Source organism: Pseudorhodoplanes sp., assembly GCF_059499825.1.
The window spans coordinates 87,648-109,170 of record NZ_JCABZI010000005.1; the positions used below are offsets into that span (position 1 = coordinate 87,648).

Sequence of the window (21,523 nt, forward strand, 5' to 3'; positions counted from 1 at the left end):
CCCGTCACACCCGGGCGAGCCCGGTCAGATGGGCGATATTCTTGAAGAAGATGCGCACATGCGCCATCGGCTTCGCCCGCACCAGCTCCTTGTTCATGTACGCATCCCAGGTGAGCTGCTGCACATCGCGGTCGCGGCAGATGCTGACGAAGCGCTCGCGGCGATTGTCGCTCGCATACCAGAAGCGCTGCATCATGCCGAGCACGCGGAAAACCGAGCCGTGCTGCTTCATGAAGCGCTTGCGCGCCGAGGCGAGTTCACGCGGATTGCCGGTGTCGAGGAAGCGGCCGGCCGCTTCCGCGCTCATCTGTCCGCCCGCCATTGCGTAGTAAATGCCCTCGCCTGACGCCGGCGCGACAATGCCCGCAGCATCACCGGCCAGCACGATGTCGCGGCCATTGTCCCATCGCGACAATGGCCGCAGCGGGATCGGCGCGCCTTCGCGCCGGATGGTCTCCAGCCCATCGAGACCGGCGCATTCGCGCAAGGCGCCCACGGCATTGCGCAGCGAAAATCCCTTATGCGCTGAGCCGGTGCCGATACTGGCGGTGTCGCCGTGCGGAAAAATCCAGCTGTAAAAATCGGGCGAGAGTTCGCCGCGGTAATAGACGTCGCATCGCTTGCCGTCGAAGAACCGGCTGTCCTTGCGCGGCGAGCGCACGATCTCATGATAGGCGAAGACATAGGGAACGGTCTCGAGATCGGGCATCGCTTCGCGCGCGACCGCCGACAGCGCGCCATCGGCGCCGATCACCGCGCGTGCGCGCACGGCCCCGTCCTGCCCCTTGCTCCGGTAATGCAGGACCGCAGTGCCATCGGCATCGCGCTCGAAGGCCTGGAAGGTTCCGGTTCTCCGGATCGCACCGTCGCGCGCGGCACGTTCGCGCAGCCATTCGTCGAACACGTCGCGATCCACCATCCCGACGAAGCCGCCGTCGATCGGCATATCGACATGCCGGTCCTTCGGCGAGACGATGCGTGCGGAGGTGACGCGCGCCACCAGCAATTCGTCGGGAATCTCGAAGTCGCGGATCAGGCGCGGCGGGATTGCACCGCCGCAGGGCTTGATGCGTCCGGCACGGTCGAGCAGCAGCACCGAGCGGCCCTGGCGCGCCAGCACACTGGCCGCGGTCGCCCCACTCGGGCCGCCACCCACGACGACGACATCGAAAGTCTCACGCGGATGCATGGGCATTCCTCCCTGAGATTGTCTTGATCGCTGTTCTGTCGGTTGCCGGATTGCGGTTCAGCCGCAGCGCCAGCACGGCGGCGAGAAGGAATAGAAGTCCTTCGATCGCGAACACGGTGCCGTAGGCCGCAGCCGGCGAGCCGAGCCAATGGCGTGCGAGGTCACTGGCGGCTGCGCCGAGAAAGCCACCGAGACCGAACGCGAAGGCCTGGGACGCGCCCCACAATCCCATGCGGACGCCTTCACGTGCCGGCGCCCCTTTTGCGACCAGCGCCATCATCGAACCGATTGCCGCCACCGCATAGACGCCGTTGAAAAAACCGAGAAGAAAGACGGACGCCCGCAGCGGCCAGGACGGACCGATCGCCGCTGCCAGCACGAGGCCGAACAACGCCAGCGCAGAGCAGACGCAACCGGTCACCATCCACATCGGCAACGAGCCGAGTCGCTTGCCGCCAATGGCGCTGCCGGCGATTGCAACGAGGACCATGCCGGCCAGCACACCGCTATTCTGCGTGCCGGACAGGCGCGTCGACTGGCCGGGCGTATAGCCGAACACGATGCCTGCGAACGGCTCGAGGATCAGGTCCTGCGCGCTGAAGGCGAGCATGGAAATGAAGACGAAGATTCCGAACCGCCGCGCCTGCGGCTCCGCCCAGACCTCGGCCAGCGCCTGACGGAACGTCGCCTTCTGCTGCGAGGACGCTGCGGCTCGTGTGGGGGTGTCGCCTTCGATGCCCCAAACGGCAATCAAGGAGAGGACGAAGGCCGCAAACGAAACACCGCTCGCGACCGCAACCAGCCGCGCCGGGGAGAATGGATCGAGCAGCGAGCCCGCGGTCGCCGCCGTGACGATGAAGCCCGCGATCATCATTACCCAGACGATGGTGGCTGCGGCCGGACGCCGGCGCTCGTCGGTGCGGGTCGCGAGCAACACCAGGAGCGTCGTCCCGGAGGCGCCGACCCCGAATCCGATGCAGAGGAATCCGAGCACCGCGAGGCCGATCCCGGCAACAGGATGGGTGGCCATCAGCGCCGTCGCCACTGCCGCAATCGTGCCGCCCGCGCAAAGCACCGCCATCCCGCCGATGATCCATGGCGTGCGGCGGCCGCCGGCGTCGGAACCGAACCCGAAGCGAGGACGGAAGATCTGCAAAGCGTAATGCAGCGCCACCAGCGCCCCGGGCACCATCGCCGGCAACGCCATTTCGACCACCATGACCCGGTTCAGCGTCGAGGTGGTGAGAACCACGATGGCGCCGAGCGCAGTCTGCACGAGGCCAAGCCGCACGATGCCGAACCAGCCGAGCGGTTTCATCGTGGTCATACGCCACCTGCGACGAGTGAGCCGACCGCGAATGCGCTGATCAGCATGCCGCTGACGTAAAGCGTAACGCCGGTCGCGTTATACCAGGCTGCCTTGCCACGCGGATCGCCGAGCAGGCGGGGCATGAGCAGGATTTGCAAGGCGAGAACGGCGGCAATGGCAGCGGCATGCCACGGGCGATCCCAGAATAGCAGGATCGCCACCACCGCCACCTGCGGCAACGCCATGACGATACAGGCCAGCCGCGCCGCTCGGTCGGGACCAAGCTGCACCGGCAACGAGGCAATGCCCATGCGCTTGTCGCCCTCGATGGACTTGAAGTCGTTGAGCGTCATGATGCCGTGCGCGCCGACGCTGTAAATCGCCGCGAGCAGCACGATCCGCCAATCGGGAAACGCCGCTGCCATCACCGCCGCACCGGTGAACCACGGCAAGCCTTCGTAGCATCCGGCAACGGCGGAATTGCCCCACCAGCCATTCTGCTTCAGCCGGAACGGGGGCGCGCTGTAAGCCCAGGCGAGTGCGAGGCCGACCACGGCGGCCGCAAATCCCCATGGCCCCAGCGCGGTCGCGACCAGGAGCGAAAGCAGCGTCCATGCAATCGCAATATAAAGTCCCCAGGCGCCGGGCACGCGGCCGGACGGTATCGGCCGATCCGGCTCGTTGATCGCATCGACATGCCGGTCGAACCAGTCATTCACCGCCTGCGAGGTGCCGCAGACCATCGGACCGGCCAGCACGATCCCGGCAATCACGTAAGGCCAGCGATCGCCGACGGACAATCCGGACGACACCACCCCGCAGCCGTAAGCCCACATCGGCGGAAACCAGGTGATCGGCTTCAGCAGTTCAAGGACCGCTGCCGGATCGGGCCGTGCGTGCGTCGGCAGCGATCTAATGCCCATCGTCGCTCTCGCTGGCGCCATCCGCGAGACCGAACCGGCGCAGCTTGACGTAAAGACTTTGGCGGCTGAGCCCGAGCATCTCGGCGGCTGCGGCGCGGTTGTCGCCGGTCAGTTCGAGCGCTGCTTCGATCGAGAGCCGTTCGATCACATCGGTGGTGTCGCGCACGATGTCCTTGAGCGGCACGCGGCCGATCAGATCCTTCAGCTGCTCGGGGGACCGGGTGAGAACGCGTTGCTCGCCGGTAGTGGAGACCAGTCTGCGGCCGACATTGCGGATCGCGAAGCCGAAGCTCATTTCCTTGTCGTCGAGTTGCGAGATCGCCGACACTTCGACGTCGATCATCGCGCCAAGCTCGCCCCGCAGCACGGTCGAGAACAGATGGACCGAACCGTGCTGGCGAAGATTCGCGATGACGACGCGCATATCCACGTCCGAGCGGCCGAGCCAGCGGTCAAGCGCCTCACCGCGCGGCTGATCTTCGGTCAGAAGCTGCGCCATCTGCAGGAACGCGGTGTTGACCGACTGGACGCGGCCCTCGACATCGGTCAGCACGAAGCCGTCCGGGGCGTTGCGTGCGAATTTGGCCAGACGCGCATTGGCGACAGAGGGTTGCGGCAGAGCACCCTGGATATGCGACGGCGTGAAGCGGACAAGATAAAAGGCGGACGCCGCCTGGCGAAACAGCGACGTCGAGACCACGAACTCCAAGTTAGTGTCGCTCAGCCGCAGGCGCAGGTCCTCGACACCATGCCCGGCTCGCACCGAAGTCGATAAGGCGCGCAACGCCTGCAAACCCTCGGCCGTGAGATTGGCGGGGAAACCGTTTCCGATCATGCGGCCGACACTGTCGCCAAACAGACGGGTCGCAGCCGGATTGGCTTCGACGACTTTGTCGGTCGTGGCATCGACCACGAGCACGGGCTCTGCCGAGGTCTGAAACAGGATCCGGTATCGGGTCTCGACGTGCCGCAGGCGCGAGTAATCGCGCTCCATCGACATCTGCGCCTCGACCAGCCGCTGTTGCAGTGTCGCCAGCGTACGAAGATCACGCCCGACCGCAACAAAGCGATCGCTGGCGCCGATCTTGACGACCGAATAGAGGATTGGGAATTCGGAGCCGCTGGCCGATCGGTGATTGAGCTGCCGCCAGCGCGATGTGGTGGTCCCGGTCGCCTCGTCGAGCAGCGCCCTCACTTTGGGGCGGCTGTCCTCGATCAGCATGTCGGCCCATGAACGGCCGATCCACTCAGCCGCGTCAGTGAATTCGGAGGCGAGCTCCGCGCGCGGGAAGGCCAGATCCTGGATAATGCCCTGCGCGTTCAGGACGAGCGCGACATCCGCCGCCGTTGCAATAACGGTCGCGGCTGCTTCCGCATCGAGATCGCCCAACGTCTCTTTTGGGGCCTGAAACAGCTTCACGGACGCCTCGGTTCTCTGCGACGCGAAAGCCCTCCACTCCGTTTCCTCCCTGGTTCTGAGTTCTTGAAGCAATGACTTCAGCCACGTGTCGTTGTGGGAAGTCCGACCAGGTTACGGGCCTGCGCAACTCCAAGTTTGGGATCGGCCGCCGGCAGATCCCCGCCGACGACCAGAATGAGTTCGGGATGACGCACGAAAGCGGGACCGCAGACCAGAACCCTGAGCCCCTGGTTCGGAGAATCGCGCCGCACGGCGCTGATGCTGGCGGCGAGCGCATCGAGCCGCTTGTCGCCACTCACCTGGAATTCCACAACGTCGAACCAGTGGGTCCGCACCAGCGTGGCAAATTCAGCGCTCGACGAATCCGGCTCGATCCAGGCGTCCCAGCCGTCGCGGCGGAAAAACTCGCCGATCAGAGCGAGGTCGAACATGATGAAGCTCAGCTCCTGCTTCTCGCCGGGCGCGGGCGCCAGCAGGGCGCGTAATCCACAGGAATGTTCGGCACCAAGGCTGCGGAACGCGGTGCTGAAATCACGCAGGAGCTGCTGCAGGCGCCAGAGCGCGAGCGTGGCTGCGGCGAAATCGCACACATCCTCATCCCAGAGACGGCGCAGATAGCGCGCGCAGGGGACCATCAGGTCGAGATAGATGGTCTCCAATGATCGTCCACTCGCAACCAGCGCCTCGATGTGTCGCAATGCGGCATCGGGATTCTGCGACAGCACGATGTTGCAGAAAGCTTTCACCTCGTCGGTGACCCGCTCCTCAGCAGGCAGGCGCGGCATGGCCTGAGCCGGATCGGCACCGTGCGCGCGGATCACCCGCGGCAGGATTTCAAATGCAACGACCCGCTGGAGAACGACCAGATCTTCCGCACTGGCGCGCGCCGGCTGCGGAAAGTCGAGGAGATTATCGCCGGAACGAATCCCACCAAACTCCGCGCTGCCCCGATCAAACGTGTGACCGGCGGCTCCTGGGGAAGTGGCTTGTCTCATGTCGACCATGGTTCAATCCCTCCTCGAATTGAAACCGGCCGGAAACGAAACGTCAAGTTTTCTTTACGTCTAACTTTATTGACACTTCCGAGTCGGCCGGATAACGTTTCCTCTCAATTGGCTGGCCTGTCGGCCAGTCCGCGCAGGGGAAGCGCGATGCCCTCGGATCAAGCAATTGACCGTGATTTAGTGAAGAAAGCGGCAGAAAGCCGCGCCGTCTCGTTTCGCGATCCCCGGGACCAATCGAATTCCTCACCCGAGCGATTGTCAAGACAGCTTTACAAATCGTCGGACGTCACGGCCGGTTCTCTTTACACACCCGAACAGCGCCGCCGCCGCGATGACTCACCCTGGACCATCGTCCAAGGCGTGCTGGCTCCGGTGCAGTTCGTTGTCTTCCTGATCAGCCTCGCGCTGGTGCTGCGCTATCTGGCAACCGGCGACGGCTTCGCCGCCGCGACCATCTCGGTCGTGATCAAGACGCTGTGCCTCTACGCCATCATGATCACCGGCAGCATCTGGGAGAAGCGCGTCTTCGGCCATTACCTGTTTGTGCCCGCCTTCTTCTGGGAAGACGTGTTCAGCATGCTGGTGCTGGCGCTGCACACAGCCTATCTCGCCGTCCTCACCTTCGGCTGGCTCACACCGCAGCAGCAGCTCTATCTCGCGCTCGCAGCCTATGCCGCCTACGTGATCAACGCCGCGCAGTTCCTGATCAAGCTGCGGATGGCGCGGCTTGAGGGTCGCGGCAATCAGGCCGAAGAAACATCAGAGATGATCGGGAGCGTGCCATGAACGCGCGCCCGCAGATCCCTGATGTCGCCGGCTGCGGTTCCAGGCCCGTCACCGAACCCGGTGCATTGCCCGTGTTGCGCGAACGCGGCCAGCGCGAGGTTTTCTGCGGCCTGACCGGCATCATCTGGCTGCACCGGAAAATCCAGGATGCCTTCTTCCTGGTGGTCGGCTCGCGCACCTGCGCGCATCTCATTCAATCCGCCGCCGGCGTCATGATCTTCGCCGAGCCGCGGTTTGCGACCGCCATCATCGACGAGCGCGACCTCGCGGGCCTGTCCGACGCCAATGACGAACTCGATCGCGTCGTCTCGCGCCTGCTGGAGCGGCGTCCCGATATCAAGATGCTGTTCCTGGTCGGCTCCTGTCCGTCCGAAGTGATCAAGCTCGACCTCTCGCGCGCCGCGCAGCGGCTGTCGCGGCAGCACATGCCGGCGGTGCGGGTGCTGAATTATTCCGGCAGCGGCATCGAAACCACCTTCACGCAGGGCGAGGATGCGTGCCTTGCGGCACTCGTTCCGGAATTGCCCGCCGAGGCCGGCGACGCGAGCCCGTCGCTTCTCGTGGTCGGCGCTCTTTCGGACATCGTCGAAGACCAGTTTTCACGGCTTTTCGCGTCGCTGGGGATCGCGCCCGTGCGCTTCCTCCCTCCCCGGCACGCATCGGAGCTGCCGCCGGTTGGACCCGGCACGCGTTTCCTGCTGGCGCAACCGTTTCTTGGCGAAACGGCACGGATGCTTGAGGAGCGCGGCGCAACTCGGCTGGCAGCTCCGTTCCCTCTCGGCGTCGAGGGCACGACCCTCTGGCTCAAGGCCGCAGCCGACGCTTTCGGGATTCCTGCGGCGCAATTCGACCGCGTGACCGCACCGCTGATATTGCGCGCACGCAAGGCCGTCCAGCGGCACACCGCAATGCTTGGCGGCAAGCGCATCTTCTTCTTCCCCGACTCGCAACTCGAGATCCCGCTGGCCCGCTTCCTTGCGCGCGAACTCGGCATGCAGCTGACCGAAGTCGGCACGCCCTATCTGCATCGCCAGCATCTGGCGCAGGAGCTTGCGATGCTGCCAGCCGGCATCACACTCAGCGAAGGCCAGGATGTCGAACGCCAGCTCGATCGCTGCCGCGAGGCAAAGCCCGACCTGATCGTGTGTGGACTGGGCCTCGCCAATCCGCTCGAGGCCGAAGGCTTCACCACCAAATGGTCGATCGAGCTGCTGTTCACACCGGTGCAGGGCTACGAACAGGCGGCCGATCTCGCCGAATTGTTCGCGCGCCCGCTTAATCGCCGCGACCGGCTGGTGGCCTGACATGCAGCTCACGCTCTGGACATATGAAGGCCCCCCCCACGTCGGCGCGATGCGCATCGCCGCCGCGATGGACGGCCTGCATTATGTCCTGCACGCGCCGCAGGGCGACACCTATGCCGACCTGCTCTTCACCATGATCGAGCGGCAAAGCAAGCGTCCGCCGGTCACCTACACCACCTTCCAGGCGCGCGACCTCGGCGGCGATACCGCCGACCTGTTCAAGCGCGCCGCCGCCGATGCCTGCGAACGCTTCAAGCCTCAAGCGATGATCGTCGGCGCGTCCTGCACCGCCGAACTGATCCAGGACGATCCGGGCGGTCTTGCGCATGCGCTGGGTCTGCCGATCCCGGTGATCCCGCTTGAATTGCCGTCCTATCAGAAGAAGGAAAACTGGGGCGCGTCGGAGACGTTTTACCAGATCGTCCGCGCGCTCGCTGTCCCGCCCGCGCCGGACGCCGAACGCCCGGCCGGCCCGCCCCGCTGCAATATCCTCGGTGCGACCGCCCTCGGCTTCCGGCACCGTGACGATGTCACCGAAATCACCAGACTGCTGACCGACATCGGCGTCGAAGTGAATGTCTGCGCGCCGCTGGGCGCAACGCCCGCGGACATCGCGCGCCTGGCCGATGCGGATTTCAACGTCGTGCTGTATCCGGAAATCGCCGGCCCGACCGCGCAGTGGCTGCAGAAGACCTTCAAGCAGCCTTTCACCAAGACAATCCCGATCGGCGTGTCCGCCACGCGCGCATTCATCACCGAAGTCGGCGCACTTTCCGGCGTCGATGTCAGCGGCATTCTCGCATCCGAGCAATCCCGCCTGCCCTGGTATTCACGCTCGGTCGACTCGACCTATCTCACCGGCAAGCGCGTCTTTATCTTTGGCGATGCGACGCATGTCATCGCTGCCGCACGAGTCGCGTCTGACGAGCTTGCTTTCACCGTCGCCGGAATCGGGACCTATACGCGCGAATTCGCTCGCGAGGTCCGTGCGCTCGCGGCCGAGCTTGGCGTCGAAGCGCTCATCACCGACGATTATCTCGACGTCGAAGCCCGGATCGCACAGCTCCAGCCCGAACTCGTACTCGGCACGCAGATGGAGCGGCATATCGCCAAGCGCCTGGGCGTGCCCTGTGCGGTCATCTCGGCGCCCGTGCATGTGCAGGACTTCCCGGCGCGTTACTCGCCGCAGATGGGCTTTGAGGGTGCGAACGTCATTTTCGACACCTGGGTGCATCCGCTGATGATGGGCCTCGAGGAACATCTGCTCGCGATGTTCCGCGACGATCACGAATTTCACGACGGCGCTGGCGCCTCCCATCTCGGTCACCAGGCAAACCCGGAAACCAATACGCCGATCGCGCCGCGGCCCGATATTCCCGGCGCACCGATCCGTTGGACGCAGGATGCCGAAAAAGAACTGAAGAAAATTCCTTTCTTCGTGCGCGGCAAGGCCCGCCGCAACACGGAGAGCTTCGCGCAGACCCAGGGACTTGCCCAGATCACAATCGAGACGCTCTATGATGCGAAAGCGCATTTCGGACGCTGAGACGACGCCGGTGCGCGTCGTGATCGTGACGATGGACGGCCATCTCGCCGGTGCCGCCGAGCGCGCCCATAACCTGCTGCGCGCCGAACTTCCCGGTCTCGACCTCGTCGTCCACTCCGCTGACGAATGGGACGGCGATCCGGTCGCGCTGGCGAAATGCCACGCCGATATCGCCCGCGGCGACATCGTGATCGCAACCATGCTGTTTCTGGAGGATCACATCCGCGCCGTGTTGCCGGCGCTCGAAGCGCGTCGCAATGCCTGCGATGCCATGGTCTGCTGCCTGTCCGCCGGCGAAGTGGTGCGCCTCACCCGCGCTGGCCGCTTCGACATGTCAGGGCAGGCCAACGGCGTTGTCGCCATGCTGAAGCGCTTGCGCGGCAGCGGCAAAGCCACGCAATCGAGCGGCGCCGGTCAGATGAAGATGCTGCGGCAATTGCCGAAACTGCTGCGCTTCATCCCCGGCACCGCGCAGGACGTACGCGCCTATTTCCTCACCCTGCAATACTGGCTGGCAGGCTCGGAAGAAAACCTGGCCAACATGGTTCGGCTCCTGATCCAGCGCTATGGCCAGGGCCCGCGCAAGGCCCTCGGCAAGCACCTGCGCACCGGCGCGCCGCTGCATTATCCGGAAGTCGGGCTCTATCATCCCAAAGCCAAGACCCGCATCGTCGAGAAACTGAGCGAACTGCCGCGCACCCGCCGTGCCGAAGGCACGGTCGGCGTCCTGGTTATGCGCTCCTATGTGCTGGCCGGAAATTCGGCGCATTATGACGGGGTCATCTCGGCGCTCGAAGCCAAGGGCCTTACCGTCATTCCGGCTTTCGCCAGCGGTCTCGATGCGCGCCCCGCCCTCGAACGCTATTTCCTGAAGGACGGCCAACCGCAGATCGATGCGCTGGTGTCGTTGACCGGCTTCTCGCTGGTCGGCGGACCCGCGTATAATGACGCAGCCGCCGCTGCTGAAATCCTGGCGCAACTCGATGTGCCGTATGTCGCCGCGCATCCGGTCGAGTTCCAGACGCTGGAACAATGGCAGGGCGATGCGCGCGGCCTGTCACCGGTCGAAGCCACGATGATGGTGGCGATCCCCGAGCTTGACGGCGCGATCTGCCCGATGACCTTCGGCGGGCGATCGGAAGCGAACCCGGATTCCCGGCGGGCCATGACCGCCCATAACGAACGCGCAGCGATGCTGGCGGCGCGGGTGGCCAAGCTGGTTGCCCTGCGCCGGCTGGAGCGGGCGGAGCGGAAGCTCGCCATCGTGCTGTTCAATTTCCCGCCGAATGCCGGCGCGACCGGCACCGCAGCGTATCTGTCGGTGTTCGAATCGCTGCACAACACGCTCACGGCGCTGAAGGCCAGCGGCTACGAGGTCGACCTCCCCGCCGATGTCGACGCCTTGCGAAGCCGCATTCTCGACGGCAATTCGAAACGCTTTGGCGCCGACGCCAATGTCGCGCACCGCATGCCTGCCGACGAGCATGTCCGCAAGCAACGCTGGCTCTCCGAGATCGAAGCGCAATGGGGCGCAGCGCCCGGCCGCCACCAGACCGACGGACGCAACATCTTCGTCCTCGGCGCGCATTTCGGAAATGTGTTCGTCGGCGTGCAGCCTGCCTTCGGCTACGAGGGCGACCCGATGCGGCTGCTGTTCGAGAAGAGCTTCGCGCCGACTCATGCCTTCTGCGCCTTCTACCGCTATCTGCGCGAGGATTTCGGTGCGGATGCGGTCCTGCATTTCGGCACCCATGGCGCACTCGAATTCATGCCCGGCAAGCAGGCCGGTTTGTCCACTGCATGCTGGCCGGACCGACTGATCTCCGATCTGCCGAATTTCTATCTCTATGCCTCGAACAATCCGTCCGAAGGCACGCTGGCCAAGCGCCGGACGGGCGCCACGCTGATCAGCTATCTCACGCCATCGGTGACCAAGGCGGGGCTGTATCGCGGCCTCGTCGATCTCAGGACCTCGATCGATCGCTGGCGCACTATGGATCCCGATACGGATGCGGGACAGCGTACGACGCTTGCGACCATGATTCAGGCGCAAGCCTGCGCGATCGAACTCGCAGCGAGCGAGCCGGCCTGGGACGACAAGGCCGATACCGAGATCGCGCGGCTGCACCGCGAGGTGCTCGAACTCGAATACACGCTGATCCCACACGGCCTGCATGTCGTGGGCCAGGTGCCCGCCGCCGAGGCACGGGCCGAGATGCTTGATGCCGCGGGCGTCACCGAGCCGGAGCGTCGCGCCGCACTCGATGAGTTGCTGGCCACAGACAACGAGACGCCGTCCATCGTGCGCGCGCTTGACGCCCGCTACATCGCTCCGGCGCCGGGCGGCGACCTGTTGCGGACGCCCGATATCCTTCCGACCGGCCGCAACCTGCACGGCTTCGATCCGTTCCGGATCCCGAGTGCCTTCGCAGTGCGCGATGGTGCGCGGCAGGCCGATACGCTTCTCGCCCGGCATAGCAAGGATGGCCATGCCCTCCCCGAGACCATCGCGATGGTGTTGTGGGGCACCGACAATCTGAAGACCGAAGGCGGCCCGATCGCGCAAGTCCTGTGGCTAATGGGTGCGGAGCCGCGCCACGATAGTTATGGCCGCGTGGTGGGTGCGAAGCTCATTTCGCTGGAGACGCTCGGACGCCCGCGCATCGACGTGATCGTCACGCTCTCGGGGATCTTCCGCGACCTGCTGCCGCTGCAGACCAAGCTGATCGCCGAAGCCGCCCTGCTCGCGGCGCAGGCCGACGAACCCGTCGAGATGAACTTCATCCGCAAGCATGCGCTGGCCTGCCAGGACGCCCATGGATGCGACATCGCGCAGGCGGCGCTGCGGGTGTTCGGCAACGCCGACGGCGCCTATGGCGCGAACGTTAACCAGCTCGTCGACAGCGGCGGCTGGAACGACGAGGACGAACTGGCCGAGGCATTCGTCCGGCGCAAGGGCTTCGCATACGGTGTGGACGGCCGCGCCTCCCGGCAGGAGGCTGTGTTGGCCCACATGCTGAAGAGTGTCGACGTCGCCTACCAGAATCTCGACTCGATCGAACTCGGCGTTACCACCGTCGACCATTATTTCGACACCCTCGGCGGCATCAGCCGCGCCGTGCGGCGCGCCCGCGGAAGCGCCGCCAATGTCTATATCGGCGACCAGACCCGCGGTGAGGGCACGGTGCGCACCCTGTCCGAGCAGGTCACGCTCGAGACCCGCACGCGCGCGCTAAATCCAAAATGGTACGAGGCGCTGCTCTCGCACGGCTACGAGGGCGTGCGACAGATCGAGGCGCACGTCACCAACACCGTCGGCTGGTCCGCGACCACCGGCGAGGTCGCGCCCTGGGTCTACAAGCAATTCACCGAAACATTCGTCCTCGATGACGAGATGCGCAATCGCCTCGCCACGCTCAATCCCGTGGCATCCGCGAAAATGGCGAACCGACTGATCGAAGCGCATCAGCGCAATTACTGGACGCCGGAGCCCTCGATGCTGGATGCGCTGCGGCGCGCCGGCGACGAACTCGAGGATCGACTGGAAGGGATCGGACCGGCCGGTCTCGGACAGGGAGTGGCGGCATGAACGTATACACCAACCCATCGGTAGCGCGTGAGCGCGCCTCCCGCCCGGATGGCGCCGGCAGCGTGCAGGTCCAGCTCGATCCTGCCCTGACGATCGGCAAGGCCAAGGTGTTCTCGGTCTACGGCAAGGGCGGCATCGGCAAGAGCACGACATCGTCGAACCTGTCGGTGGCGTTCTCCAAGATCGGCAAGCGCGTTCTGCAGATCGGTTGCGACCCGAAGCACGATTCGACCTTCACCCTGACCAAGAGGCTGGTGCCGACCGTCATCGACGTTCTCGAGGGCGTCGATTTTCACTCCGAGGAACTGCGCGTCGAAGACTTCGTCTACGAGGGCTACAACGGCGTGATGTGCGTGGAAGCCGGCGGTCCGCCGGCCGGCACCGGCTGCGGCGGCTATGTCGTCGGCCAAACCGTCAAACTGCTCAAGGAACATCGGCTACTGGACGACACCGACGTGGTGATCTTCGATGTTCTCGGCGACGTCGTGTGCGGAGGGTTCGCCTCTCCGCTGCAACATTCCGATCGCGGACTGATCGTCGCCGCAAACGACTTCGACTCCATCTTCGCGATGAACCGGATCGTCGCTGCGATCCAGGCGAAGTCCAAGAATTACGAGGTGCGGCTCGGCGGCGTGATCGTCAATCGCAGCGCCGGCACCGATCAGATCGACAAGTTCAATAACGCCACCGGTCTAAAAACGCTGGCGCATTTTCCCGACCTCGACCTGATCCGCAAAAGCCGGCTGAAGAAATCCACCCTGTTCGAGATGGATCTGACCCCCGAACTGGAAGCCGTGCAGCAGGAATATCTGCGCCTGGCGACCTCGCTATGGGAGGGCACCGAGCCACTCGCCTGCACGCCGCTCAAGGACCGTGACATCTTCGATTTGCTGGGGTTCGACTGATGCAGACCGCAACCTATATCGAGCGCCGCTCGCAGCTTGAGACCTATTTCGATCGCACTGCGGTGGAGGCCTGGGCACGCCTGACGACAGATGCTCCGGTGAGCCGCATCCGCGCCACGGTTCGCGCCGGCCGGGACCGGATGCGCGACACCCTTCTCTCCTGGTTGCCGCAGGACATGCGCGGCGCTCGCCTGCTCGATGCCGGTTGCGGCACCGGTGCGCTGTCGATCGAGGCCGCCAAGCGCGGCGCCTTCGTCACTGCCATCGATGTCGCGCCGACACTGATCCAGCTGGCTCAGGAGCGCACCCCGGCCGACCTCAACAATGGTCGCATCGATTTCCGGGCCGGCGACATGCTCGATCCGGCGCTCGGAACGTTCGAGTTCGTGGTCGCGATGGACTCCCTCATTCACTATCGCGCGTCCGATTGCGTCGATGCGGTCGCATGCCTGTCCGCGCGCACCGGCGGATCGATCCTGTTCACCTTCGCCCCGCGCACGCCGGCGCTGGCGGCGATGCATGCTGTCGGACGATTGTTCCCGCGCAAGGAGCGCGCGCCTGCAATCGAGCCGGTCCGGCAGAACGACCTCCTCAGCCGGCTTGGCAGCGAGCCCGCGCTCCGCGGCTGGTCGGTGATGCAGACCGAGCGGATCGTCAATGGCTTCTACACATCGCAGGCGGTGGAGATCCGCAAGCAATGAAGCGCATCAGCGACATCGCGGTTCGCGGGATCGTGGCGCTGGGGCCGCGCTTCCTGCCATTCGCCGATGTCGGAAGCCGCGAACTGCCGCTCGGACGACTGGTGCGATTATCCCTGTTTCAGGTTTCGGTCGGCATGGCGGTGGTGCTGCTCAGCGGCACGCTCAATCGCGTCATGATCGTCGAATTGGGCGTTGCAAGCTGGCTGGTCGCGCTCATGGTCTCGATCCCGCTGGTCTTTGCGCCGCTGCGCGCGCTGATCGGGCATCGCTCCGACAATCACCGCTCGTTCCTCGGCTGGCGGCGGGTGCCGTATATCTGGATCGGCACGCTGCTGCAGTTCGGCGGTCTCGCCATCATGCCGTTCGCGCTGTTGATCCTGTCCGGCGACACCCATGGTCCGGTGATTGTCGGTCACATCAGTGCCGCCCTCGCCTTCCTGCTTGTGGGCGCGGGCCTCCATACCGTGCAGACCGCGGGGCTTGCGCTTGCCACCGACCTTGCGCCGGCGAACATGCGCCCGCGCATCGTCGCCTTCCTCTACGTGATGCTGCTGATCGGCATGGTCGCCAGCGCGCTCGCCTTCGGCATGCTGCTTGCGGATTTCTCGCAGCTCAAGCTGATCCAGGTGATCCAGGGCGCCGCGGTAGTGACGATGGTGCTCAACATTGTCGCGCTGTGGAAACAGGAGGCGCGCGCGCCCGGGCGCACCGCGCATGATCTCCCGCGCAGCGATTTGCGTACGGCCTGGCGGCAAATGAGCCGCACGGCCGGCACCGTCCGCCTGCTGATTGTCGTCGGGCTCGGAACTGCAGCGTTCAGCATGCAGGACATCCTGCTCGAGCCGTATGGCGGCGAAATCCTGAATCTGTCCGTCGGCGCGACCACCATGCTGACGGCATTGCTCGCGTCTGGTTCGCTCTGCGGATTTGCGCTGGCTTCGCGGTTGTTGACGCGCGGTCATGATCCGTACCGGCTCGCTGCAAATGGCGTGCTGGTCGGCGTCGTCGCTTTTTCGGCGGTGATTTTCGCCTCGCCGTTTGAGTCGATCGCCCTGTTCCGTGTCGGGGTGGCGCTGATTGGCTTCGGTGGCGGGCTGTTTGCGGTCGGCACGCTGATCGCGGCGATGGCGATTGCCGATAAGCATCCAGCCGGTCTGGTGATCGGCGCCTGGGGCGGTGTGCAGGCGACAGCGGCCGGACTGGCCATCGCCTTCGGCGGCGCCATTCGCGACAGCATCTCGGCGCTCGCGACGCAAGGCTCGCTCGGCCCCGCACTGAATTCGCCGGCGACTGGATACAGCGTTGTCTACCACATCGAAATTGGCCTGCTGTTCGCGACACTGGTCGCGATCGGGCCGCTGATCAGACTGTCGAATATTTCGCGCTACCAGTCTCAATCGAAGTTCGGTCTGGCCGAACTTCCAACCTGACGTAACATTCCTGGAGGGCTTGCCATGGAAAAGGGTTCAATCGTTGGTTCAATCGATACCGCACAGGTCGTTCTTTATGTCTTCTGGGTCTTCTTTGCGGGCCTGATTTTCTACCTCCGCCGCGAAGACAAGCGCGAGGGCTATCCGCTTCTGTCCGATCGCGCCGGCGGCGTGTCCGTCGTCGGTTTTCCGGTCCCGCCGTCGCCGAAACTCTTCCGGATCGGACATGGTCACGCCGATGTCATGGCGCCGGCCATGCGGGCTGAGCCGCCACTGAACAACGTCAGGCCGGTGGCGCCGTGGCCCGGTGCGCCGCTCGAGCCGACCGGCAATCCGATGCTCGACGCCATCGGACCGGGCGCTTACGCGCTGCGTTCGGATACGCCCGACCTCACCGTCGACGGTGAAGTGAAGATCGTGCCGATGCGGACAGCCCCGTCCTTCTTCGTCGCGGCCGGCGATCCCGATCCGCGCGGCATGACCGTAATCGGCGCCGACCGCGGGATCGCAGGCACGATCCGCGATGTGTGGATCGACAAGTCCGAGATCATCATTCGCTATTACGAGGTGGAGATCCCGGGCGGCAAGCGTGTGCTGCTGCCGGCTAACTTCTCGCGCGTCGATCGCAACCGCGGCGAAGTGCGGGTGATCTCGATCCTGGCAGATCAGTTCGCCGATGTGCCGGGCATCAAGAACCCCGACCAGATCACCCTCCTGGAAGAGGACAAGGTCTGCGCCTATTACGGCGGCGGTACGCTCTATGCCACGCCCGGACGTGCGGAGCCGCGGCTATGAGCGAGTTCGCAACCGAACCGGTCAAGGGCTTGCCGGAAGAGTTGCCGGCCGGCGAGCGGATGTTGTGGCAGGGGCAGCCTTCATGGCGCGCCCTTGCGCTCCGGGTCTTTCATGTCCGCAAGATCGCAATCTATTTCACCGCGATCCTGATCTGGCGGCTGGTAACAGGATGGATGGACGGCTGGTCCCTCGCCAGCGCCGCGGCATTCGTCCTCTGGTTCCTGCCGGTCGCAATCGCCGCGGTGGCAATTCCGTCGCTGCTCGCCTGGCTCTATGCACGCACGAGCGTGTTCACCATCACCAATCGCCGGGTGGTGATGCGGTTCGGCGTGGCATTGCCATGGAGCCTCAACCTTCCCTACCGGACGATCGAATCTGCCGCCATGAGCGTCCAGAAGGACGGCACCGCGGATGTCGCCCTCGCGCTCACAGGGCTGGGCCGCATTTCATATCTGCATCTGTGGCCATTCGCCCGGCCGTGGTGGGTAAACCGCGCGCAACCGATGATGCGCGGGCTGCCGGACGGTCTCGAAGCCGCAAGCATTCTCGCGAATGCGCTGAAGACCTTTGCTGAAACCTCGCCCGACCGAACGGTGGCCATGCCGGTTCCCGTTCCGGTTCCGGCCGATGCGGTCGCCACGCCTGCGACTGCCGCCGCCGCCTGAGGAGAATGGTTATGTCGGACGCCGTTCATCGCCGATTTCCCCGCGGAGCCCTGCTCGGCGCTGGAGCACTGGTGACGTTTGCGATCCTTGCGGCGGTGACTGCACGGGTCGGCGGCATCGGCGTGACGCGCGTGGCGAACACCGAGGCGATCGCGATCCGCGAGCTTCGCTTCGTCGACCGAACGGATGGCGGCGTCGATGTTGTCGCCGCCGACAGCAACAAGACGATCGACATCCTGCCGCCCGGACAGGACGGGTTCGTCCGTATCGTTTTGCGCAACCTGGCCCGTGAACGCATCCGCCGGGAGCAGGAGCGGCACATCCCGTTCCGCCTGACCCGCTGGGCCGACGGACGCCTGTCCGTCGAAGATCCAACCACCGGCCGCCGCGTCGATCTCGGCGCGTTCGGCGCCGTCAACGCGGCATCCTTCGCCAAGCTCATGACCGTTGAGGAGACGACGCAATGAGAGCGAGTAGCAGGACCCTGACCGTGCCATGCACGGTGGAGATCGAGAACAGTTCGGAAACCCTTCATGCGCATGTGGCGCTTGACGGATACGAAGTCGGACCGGGTGACGAGGTCACCGTGCACGGCGCACCGACGGACGTACCGTTCGGCGAGAGGGTGGTTACGCGATGCCACGCCACCATCGTGCGCGCGAGCCCGCTCGCGCGGCTGAAGGCCAAGATCGAGGGCTATCTCGAAATCACCGAATTGTACGAAGTGAGTTTCTCGGAAGGGAAAGTGTCATGATCGCGATGGAAGGCGGCGGCGCCCCCAATACCAGCACGCAGAGTGCACAGGAAGACACCATTCTCAGCCCCCGGTTCTATACGACCGACCATGCGGCCATGAACAATCTCGACATCTCGAGCGTCCGCAGGGAATGGGACGACATGATCGAGGAGCTTCGCCGCGATCACAACAAGGGTCACTTCCAGCGCACCGACGAATTCAAGATGGACCTGAATGCGGTTCCCGAGGATCTGCGCAAGGAACTGCTGGACTTCCTCGTATCTTCGCTGACCGCCGAGTTTTCCGGCTGCGTGCTTTACGCCGAGATCAAGCGACGGATCACCAACCCCGATATCCGCGAACTGTTTCGCTACATGAGCCGCGACGAGGCGCGGCATGCCGGCTTCATCAACGAGGCGCTGAAGGATTTCGGAATCGGCGTCGACCTCGGATTCCTGACGCGGACGAAAAAATACACATACTTCAGGCCGAAATTCATCTTCTACGCGACCTACCTGTCCGAGAAGATCGGCTATGCGCGTTACATCACCATCTTTCGGCAGTTCGAACGGCATCCGGAGCGCCGGTTTCATCCGATCTTCAAGTGGTTCGAAAAGTGGTGCAACGACGAGTTCCGCCATGGTGAAGCCTTCGCGCTGCTAATGCGCGCCGACCCGAAACTCACGAGCGGCATCAACCGCCTCTGGATCCGGTTCTTCCTGCTCGCGGTCTACGCCACCATGTATGTCCGCGATCACATGCGGCCCGCCTTCCACAAGGCGCTCGGCATGCATCCGGACGAGTACGACTTCCGCGTATTCCGGATCACCAACGAGATCGCGCGACAGGTCTTCCCGATCGAACTCGACATCGACCACCCCGCTTTCAAGGCAGGGCTCGACCGGCTGTGGCGCATTACCGAGGCAAGCATGGCGGCGCAACAGCAGGGCGGCGTGATCGGTGCAATCAAGCGAGCCGGGCTCGGCGTCGCGGCGGCAGCGGTCTTCGCAAGACTTTACCTGCTGCCGGCCAAGCGCAACGCATTGCCCCAGCAGGTTCGCCTGCAACCGGCGTGGTGAGTGGCGCATGGCCGAAATCGCAATCCCCGCGTTCTTCGCACTGCTGATCTGGTGGCTGGGCACGGGGATTGTTCTTTTTGTCGCGCGAATGCCGGCACGGACCTACCGGATCAGTCTTGCGGTGGGAGCGATGATGGCGTTGGCCGCAATCGCAATCATTGCAGCAACGGCAGAAACGGTTACGGCCGGCAGTGCCTATCTCGCCTTCGCCGCAGCCATCGTGATCTGGGGATTTGTAGAACTCACCTTCCTGACCGGCATGCTCCTCGGACCGGATCGGGCGGAAGCGTCCCCGGCCGCGGCCGGATGGGCCCGGTTCTCCCATGCGGTCTCGGCGATCATCCATCATGAATTCGCGCTTCTTGCCGGCGGCGCCGTCATCCTGGCCGCCAGCTATGGAGCGCACAATCAGGTCGCGATCTGCACCTATGCCATCCTCTGGCTGATGCGCCTCAGCGCCAAGCTCAATCTGTTCCTTGGCGTCCCCAACCTGCACGACGAACTGCTCCCGCGGCGCTTGTCCCATCTCCGCGGGCACTTCAGACGCGGTCCGATGAACCCGCTTCTGCCCGCCTCAATTGTCCTGCCGCTGTTCGCCTCCGGATATCTCGTGATGTCCGCCACCGGCAGTTTCGCAACAACCGCCAGCACGCTGATGGCCGCCCTGCTTGCGCTGGCTGCCCTTGAGCATGTCTTCATGCTCCTTCCGCTACCCATCATGAATTTGTGGAACTGGCGCCGGCATTCCGCGGCGACTTCGGAATTGCCCGTGACAGGCCCATCCATTGAGCCGGCCCCTGCATGCCAGGGTCCGAAAGTCAGCGCTTCGATCGTCCGGAGGGGACAATGAACTACGACGCGTTCTTCAACAGCGAACTCGACGCACTGCGCAAAGAGGGGCGATATCGCACATTCGCCGATCTCGAGCGCCAGGCGGGTGCATTCCCGCAGGCGACGCATCACGGCGAGAATGGCGGGCGTGGGACCGTCACCGTCTGGTGCTCGAACGACTATCTCGGGATGGGACAGCATCCGGCCGTGCTGGCGGCGATGCACGAGGCGATCGACAAATGCGGCGCAGGCGCAGGCGGCACGCGCAATATCTCGGGCACCAACCATTACCACGTGATGCTCGAACAGGAACTCGCCGACCTTCACGGCAAGGAGGCGGCGCTGCTGTTCACCTCCGGCTATGTCTCCAACTGGGCGACGCTATCCACGCTCGCCTCGCGCCTGCCAAATTGCGTGGTCCTGTCCGACGAGGGCAATCATGCCTCGATGATCGAGGGCATTCGGCATTCCGGCGCCGAGCGCATCATCTTCAAGCACAACGACCCGGAGGATCTGCATCGCAAGCTGTCGACCATTGACCGCCGCCGGCCGAAACTCGTCGCCTTCGAATCCGTCTATTCGATGGACGGCGACATGGCGCCGATCGCTGAATTCTGCGATGTCGCCGACGCCCACGGCGCGATGACCTATCTCGACGAAGTGCATGGCGTCGGCCTGTATGGGCCGCGCGGCGGCGGCATTGCCGAGCGCGACGGGCTGAGCCACCGTCTCACCGTGATCGAAGGCACCCTGGCAAAGGCATTCGGTGTGATCGGCGGTTACATCGCGGCGTCAAACGCCCTGTGCGATTTCGTGCGAAGCTATTCGTCCGGCTTCATCTTCACCACCGCATTGCCGCCCGGCGTGGCAGCAGCCGCGATCGCCAGCATTCGTCACTTGAAAGAGAGCCAGGCCGAGCGTGAGCGACAACGCGATCGCGTGGAGTACGTGCGGCGCCGCCTCGACCTGGCCGGCATCCCGCACTTCGACAATCCGAGCCACATCGTCCCGGTGATGGTTTGCGACCCCGTCCTCTGCAAGCAGATCAGCGACCGGCTGCTCTCCCAGTATGGAATCTACGTGCAGCCGATCAACTATCCGACCGTACCGCGAGGCACCGAACGGCTTCGCATTACGCCGTCGCCGCTGCACAGCGACGACGATATCAACCATCTGATTGCGTCACTGTCGCAAATCTGGTCGGAAATCGGGCTGCGTGCTGCAGCCTGACCCCCAGGAGCGGCTCGCCGATGCACAGCTTGAGATGCGCGTGACGAGTCTGGATCGAGCGAACCGGCTTCCGGTTCGCTC

General features: G+C 64.5%; 19 protein-coding genes. 14 read left to right on the top strand and 5 right to left on the bottom strand.

Going from position 1 to position 21,523, the window contains the following annotated elements:
• Nucleotides 1-4 precede the first annotated feature (4 nt).
• The 5 genes from AC5I5I_RS07515 to AC5I5I_RS07535 all read right to left on the bottom strand — a co-directional run bounded on the left by AC5I5I_RS07515 (nt 5) and on the right by AC5I5I_RS07535 (nt 5,626).
• A complete protein-coding gene (locus AC5I5I_RS07515; protein ID WP_495971512.1) occupies nt 5-1,189 on the bottom strand; it encodes a geranylgeranyl diphosphate reductase in 1,185 nt (394 codons plus the stop codon).
• Entirely contained in the window at nt 1,176-2,507 is a 1,332-nt protein-coding gene (locus AC5I5I_RS07520) for a BCD family MFS transporter (RefSeq protein ID WP_495972545.1), read from the bottom strand. The genes AC5I5I_RS07515 and AC5I5I_RS07520 overlap by 14 nt, the downstream gene beginning before the upstream one ends.
• A 5-nt stretch (nt 2,508-2,512) precedes the next feature.
• The gene (gene chlG / locus AC5I5I_RS07525; protein WP_495971514.1) at nt 2,513-3,421 is read right to left on the bottom strand and encodes a chlorophyll synthase ChlG; all 909 of its coding nucleotides are present in this window, start codon (nt 3,419-3,421) and stop codon (nt 2,513-2,515) included.
• A complete protein-coding gene (ppsR, locus tag AC5I5I_RS07530; RefSeq protein WP_495971516.1) occupies nt 3,411-4,841 on the bottom strand; it encodes a transcriptional regulator PpsR in 1,431 nt (476 codons plus the stop codon). Before ppsR ends, chlG begins: the two co-directional genes overlap by 11 nt.
• Before the next feature lie 77 nt (nt 4,842-4,918).
• Nucleotides 4,919-5,626 carry a cobalamin B12-binding domain-containing protein gene (locus AC5I5I_RS07535; protein WP_495971518.1) on the bottom strand — a complete coding sequence of 236 codons (708 nt, stop codon included), beginning with the start codon at nt 5,624-5,626 and terminating at the stop codon, nt 4,919-4,921.
• A 474-nt stretch (nt 5,627-6,100) separates the two neighbouring features.
• Between AC5I5I_RS07535 and bchF the strand changes: the two genes are divergently transcribed.
• From bchF to hemA, 14 genes are read left to right on the top strand one after another with little or no spacing between them, the layout of a single operon-like run.
• Nucleotides 6,101-6,631 carry a 2-vinyl bacteriochlorophyllide hydratase gene (gene bchF / locus AC5I5I_RS07540; RefSeq protein WP_495972547.1) on the top strand — a complete coding sequence of 177 codons (531 nt, stop codon included), beginning with the start codon at nt 6,101-6,103 and terminating at the stop codon, nt 6,629-6,631.
• Complete coding sequence (locus AC5I5I_RS07545; RefSeq protein ID WP_495971520.1) at nt 6,628-7,935, top strand: ferredoxin:protochlorophyllide reductase (ATP-dependent) subunit N; 1,308 nt, start codon at nt 6,628-6,630, stop codon at nt 7,933-7,935. The genes bchF and AC5I5I_RS07545 overlap by 4 nt, the downstream gene beginning before the upstream one ends.
• Before the next feature lies 1 nt (nt 7,936).
• Entirely contained in the window at nt 7,937-9,481 is a 1,545-nt protein-coding gene (gene bchB, locus AC5I5I_RS07550; protein ID WP_495971522.1) for a ferredoxin:protochlorophyllide reductase (ATP-dependent) subunit B, read from the top strand.
• Nucleotides 9,456-13,070, top strand: a complete 3,615-nt coding sequence (locus AC5I5I_RS07555) for a magnesium chelatase subunit H (protein WP_495972549.1) — start codon at nt 9,456-9,458, stop codon at nt 13,068-13,070. The genes bchB and AC5I5I_RS07555 overlap by 26 nt, the downstream gene beginning before the upstream one ends.
• The gene (gene bchL / locus AC5I5I_RS07560; RefSeq protein WP_495971524.1) at nt 13,067-13,975 is read left to right on the top strand and encodes a ferredoxin:protochlorophyllide reductase (ATP-dependent) iron-sulfur ATP-binding protein; all 909 of its coding nucleotides are present in this window, start codon (nt 13,067-13,069) and stop codon (nt 13,973-13,975) included. The genes AC5I5I_RS07555 and bchL overlap by 4 nt, the downstream gene beginning before the upstream one ends.
• Complete coding sequence (gene bchM / locus AC5I5I_RS07565) at nt 13,975-14,676, top strand: magnesium protoporphyrin IX methyltransferase (RefSeq protein ID WP_495971526.1); 702 nt, start codon at nt 13,975-13,977, stop codon at nt 14,674-14,676. The genes bchL and bchM overlap by 1 nt, the downstream gene beginning before the upstream one ends.
• On the top strand, nt 14,673-16,106 hold the full coding sequence (locus AC5I5I_RS07570) for a BCD family MFS transporter (RefSeq protein ID WP_495971528.1): 1,434 nt from the start codon (nt 14,673-14,675) through the stop codon (nt 16,104-16,106). Before bchM ends, AC5I5I_RS07570 begins: the two co-directional genes overlap by 4 nt.
• Nucleotides 16,107-16,130: 24 nt before the next feature.
• On the top strand, nt 16,131-16,901 hold the full coding sequence (gene puhA, locus AC5I5I_RS07575) for a photosynthetic reaction center subunit H (protein ID WP_495971530.1): 771 nt from the start codon (nt 16,131-16,133) through the stop codon (nt 16,899-16,901).
• Nucleotides 16,898-17,566, top strand: coding sequence for a photosynthetic complex putative assembly protein PuhB (gene puhB / locus AC5I5I_RS07580; RefSeq protein ID WP_495971532.1), 669 nt, complete (start codon nt 16,898-16,900; stop codon nt 17,564-17,566). The genes puhA and puhB overlap by 4 nt, the downstream gene beginning before the upstream one ends.
• Nucleotides 17,567-17,577: 11 nt before the next feature.
• Complete coding sequence (gene puhC, locus AC5I5I_RS07585; RefSeq protein WP_495971534.1) at nt 17,578-18,033, top strand: photosynthetic complex assembly protein PuhC; 456 nt, start codon at nt 17,578-17,580, stop codon at nt 18,031-18,033.
• Nucleotides 18,030-18,320, top strand: coding sequence for a hypothetical protein (locus tag AC5I5I_RS07590; RefSeq protein WP_495971536.1), 291 nt, complete (start codon nt 18,030-18,032; stop codon nt 18,318-18,320). Before puhC ends, AC5I5I_RS07590 begins: the two co-directional genes overlap by 4 nt.
• Nucleotides 18,317-19,381 (top strand): magnesium-protoporphyrin IX monomethyl ester (oxidative) cyclase, encoded by a 1,065-nt coding sequence (gene acsF / locus AC5I5I_RS07595; protein ID WP_495971538.1) that lies wholly within the window; start codon nt 18,317-18,319, stop codon nt 19,379-19,381. Before AC5I5I_RS07590 ends, acsF begins: the two co-directional genes overlap by 4 nt.
• Before the next feature lie 7 nt (nt 19,382-19,388).
• Nucleotides 19,389-20,231, top strand: coding sequence for a putative photosynthetic complex assembly protein PuhE (puhE, locus tag AC5I5I_RS07600; protein ID WP_495971540.1), 843 nt, complete (start codon nt 19,389-19,391; stop codon nt 20,229-20,231).
• Nucleotides 20,228-21,442 (top strand): 5-aminolevulinate synthase, encoded by a 1,215-nt coding sequence (gene hemA / locus AC5I5I_RS07605; RefSeq protein WP_495971542.1) that lies wholly within the window; start codon nt 20,228-20,230, stop codon nt 21,440-21,442. The genes puhE and hemA overlap by 4 nt, the downstream gene beginning before the upstream one ends.
• The last annotated feature ends 81 nt before the right edge of the window (nt 21,443-21,523 follow it).

What these genes read in the sequence shown, in the direction of transcription:
- AC5I5I_RS07590 (WP_495971536.1), top strand. Translation starts at nt 18,030, where the DNA reads ATGAGAGCGAGTAGCAGGACCCTGACCGTGCCATGCACGGTGGAGATC.
- AC5I5I_RS07535 (WP_495971518.1), bottom strand. Translation starts at nt 5,626, where the DNA reads ATGCCGCGCCTGCCTGCTGAGGAGCGGGTCACCGACGAGGTGAAAGCT.
- AC5I5I_RS07515 (WP_495971512.1), bottom strand. Translation starts at nt 1,189, where the DNA reads ATGCATCCGCGTGAGACTTTCGATGTCGTCGTCGTGGGTGGCGGCCCG.
- acsF (WP_495971538.1), top strand. Translation starts at nt 18,317, where the DNA reads ATGATCGCGATGGAAGGCGGCGGCGCCCCCAATACCAGCACGCAGAGT.
- puhC (WP_495971534.1), top strand. Translation starts at nt 17,578, where the DNA reads ATGTCGGACGCCGTTCATCGCCGATTTCCCCGCGGAGCCCTGCTCGGC.
- bchL (WP_495971524.1), top strand. Translation starts at nt 13,067, where the DNA reads ATGAACGTATACACCAACCCATCGGTAGCGCGTGAGCGCGCCTCCCGC.
- bchM (WP_495971526.1), top strand. Translation starts at nt 13,975, where the DNA reads ATGCAGACCGCAACCTATATCGAGCGCCGCTCGCAGCTTGAGACCTAT.
- bchB (WP_495971522.1), top strand. Translation starts at nt 7,937, where the DNA reads ATGCAGCTCACGCTCTGGACATATGAAGGCCCCCCCCACGTCGGCGCG.
- AC5I5I_RS07545 (WP_495971520.1), top strand. Translation starts at nt 6,628, where the DNA reads ATGAACGCGCGCCCGCAGATCCCTGATGTCGCCGGCTGCGGTTCCAGG.
- puhE (WP_495971540.1), top strand. Translation starts at nt 19,389, where the DNA reads ATGGCCGAAATCGCAATCCCCGCGTTCTTCGCACTGCTGATCTGGTGG.
- AC5I5I_RS07520 (WP_495972545.1), bottom strand. Translation starts at nt 2,507, where the DNA reads ATGAAACCGCTCGGCTGGTTCGGCATCGTGCGGCTTGGCCTCGTGCAG.
- chlG (WP_495971514.1), bottom strand. Translation starts at nt 3,421, where the DNA reads ATGGGCATTAGATCGCTGCCGACGCACGCACGGCCCGATCCGGCAGCG.
- AC5I5I_RS07555 (WP_495972549.1), top strand. Translation starts at nt 9,456, where the DNA reads ATGCGAAAGCGCATTTCGGACGCTGAGACGACGCCGGTGCGCGTCGTG.
- puhA (WP_495971530.1), top strand. Translation starts at nt 16,131, where the DNA reads ATGGAAAAGGGTTCAATCGTTGGTTCAATCGATACCGCACAGGTCGTT.
- hemA (WP_495971542.1), top strand. Translation starts at nt 20,228, where the DNA reads ATGAACTACGACGCGTTCTTCAACAGCGAACTCGACGCACTGCGCAAA.
- AC5I5I_RS07570 (WP_495971528.1), top strand. Translation starts at nt 14,673, where the DNA reads ATGAAGCGCATCAGCGACATCGCGGTTCGCGGGATCGTGGCGCTGGGG.
- puhB (WP_495971532.1), top strand. Translation starts at nt 16,898, where the DNA reads ATGAGCGAGTTCGCAACCGAACCGGTCAAGGGCTTGCCGGAAGAGTTG.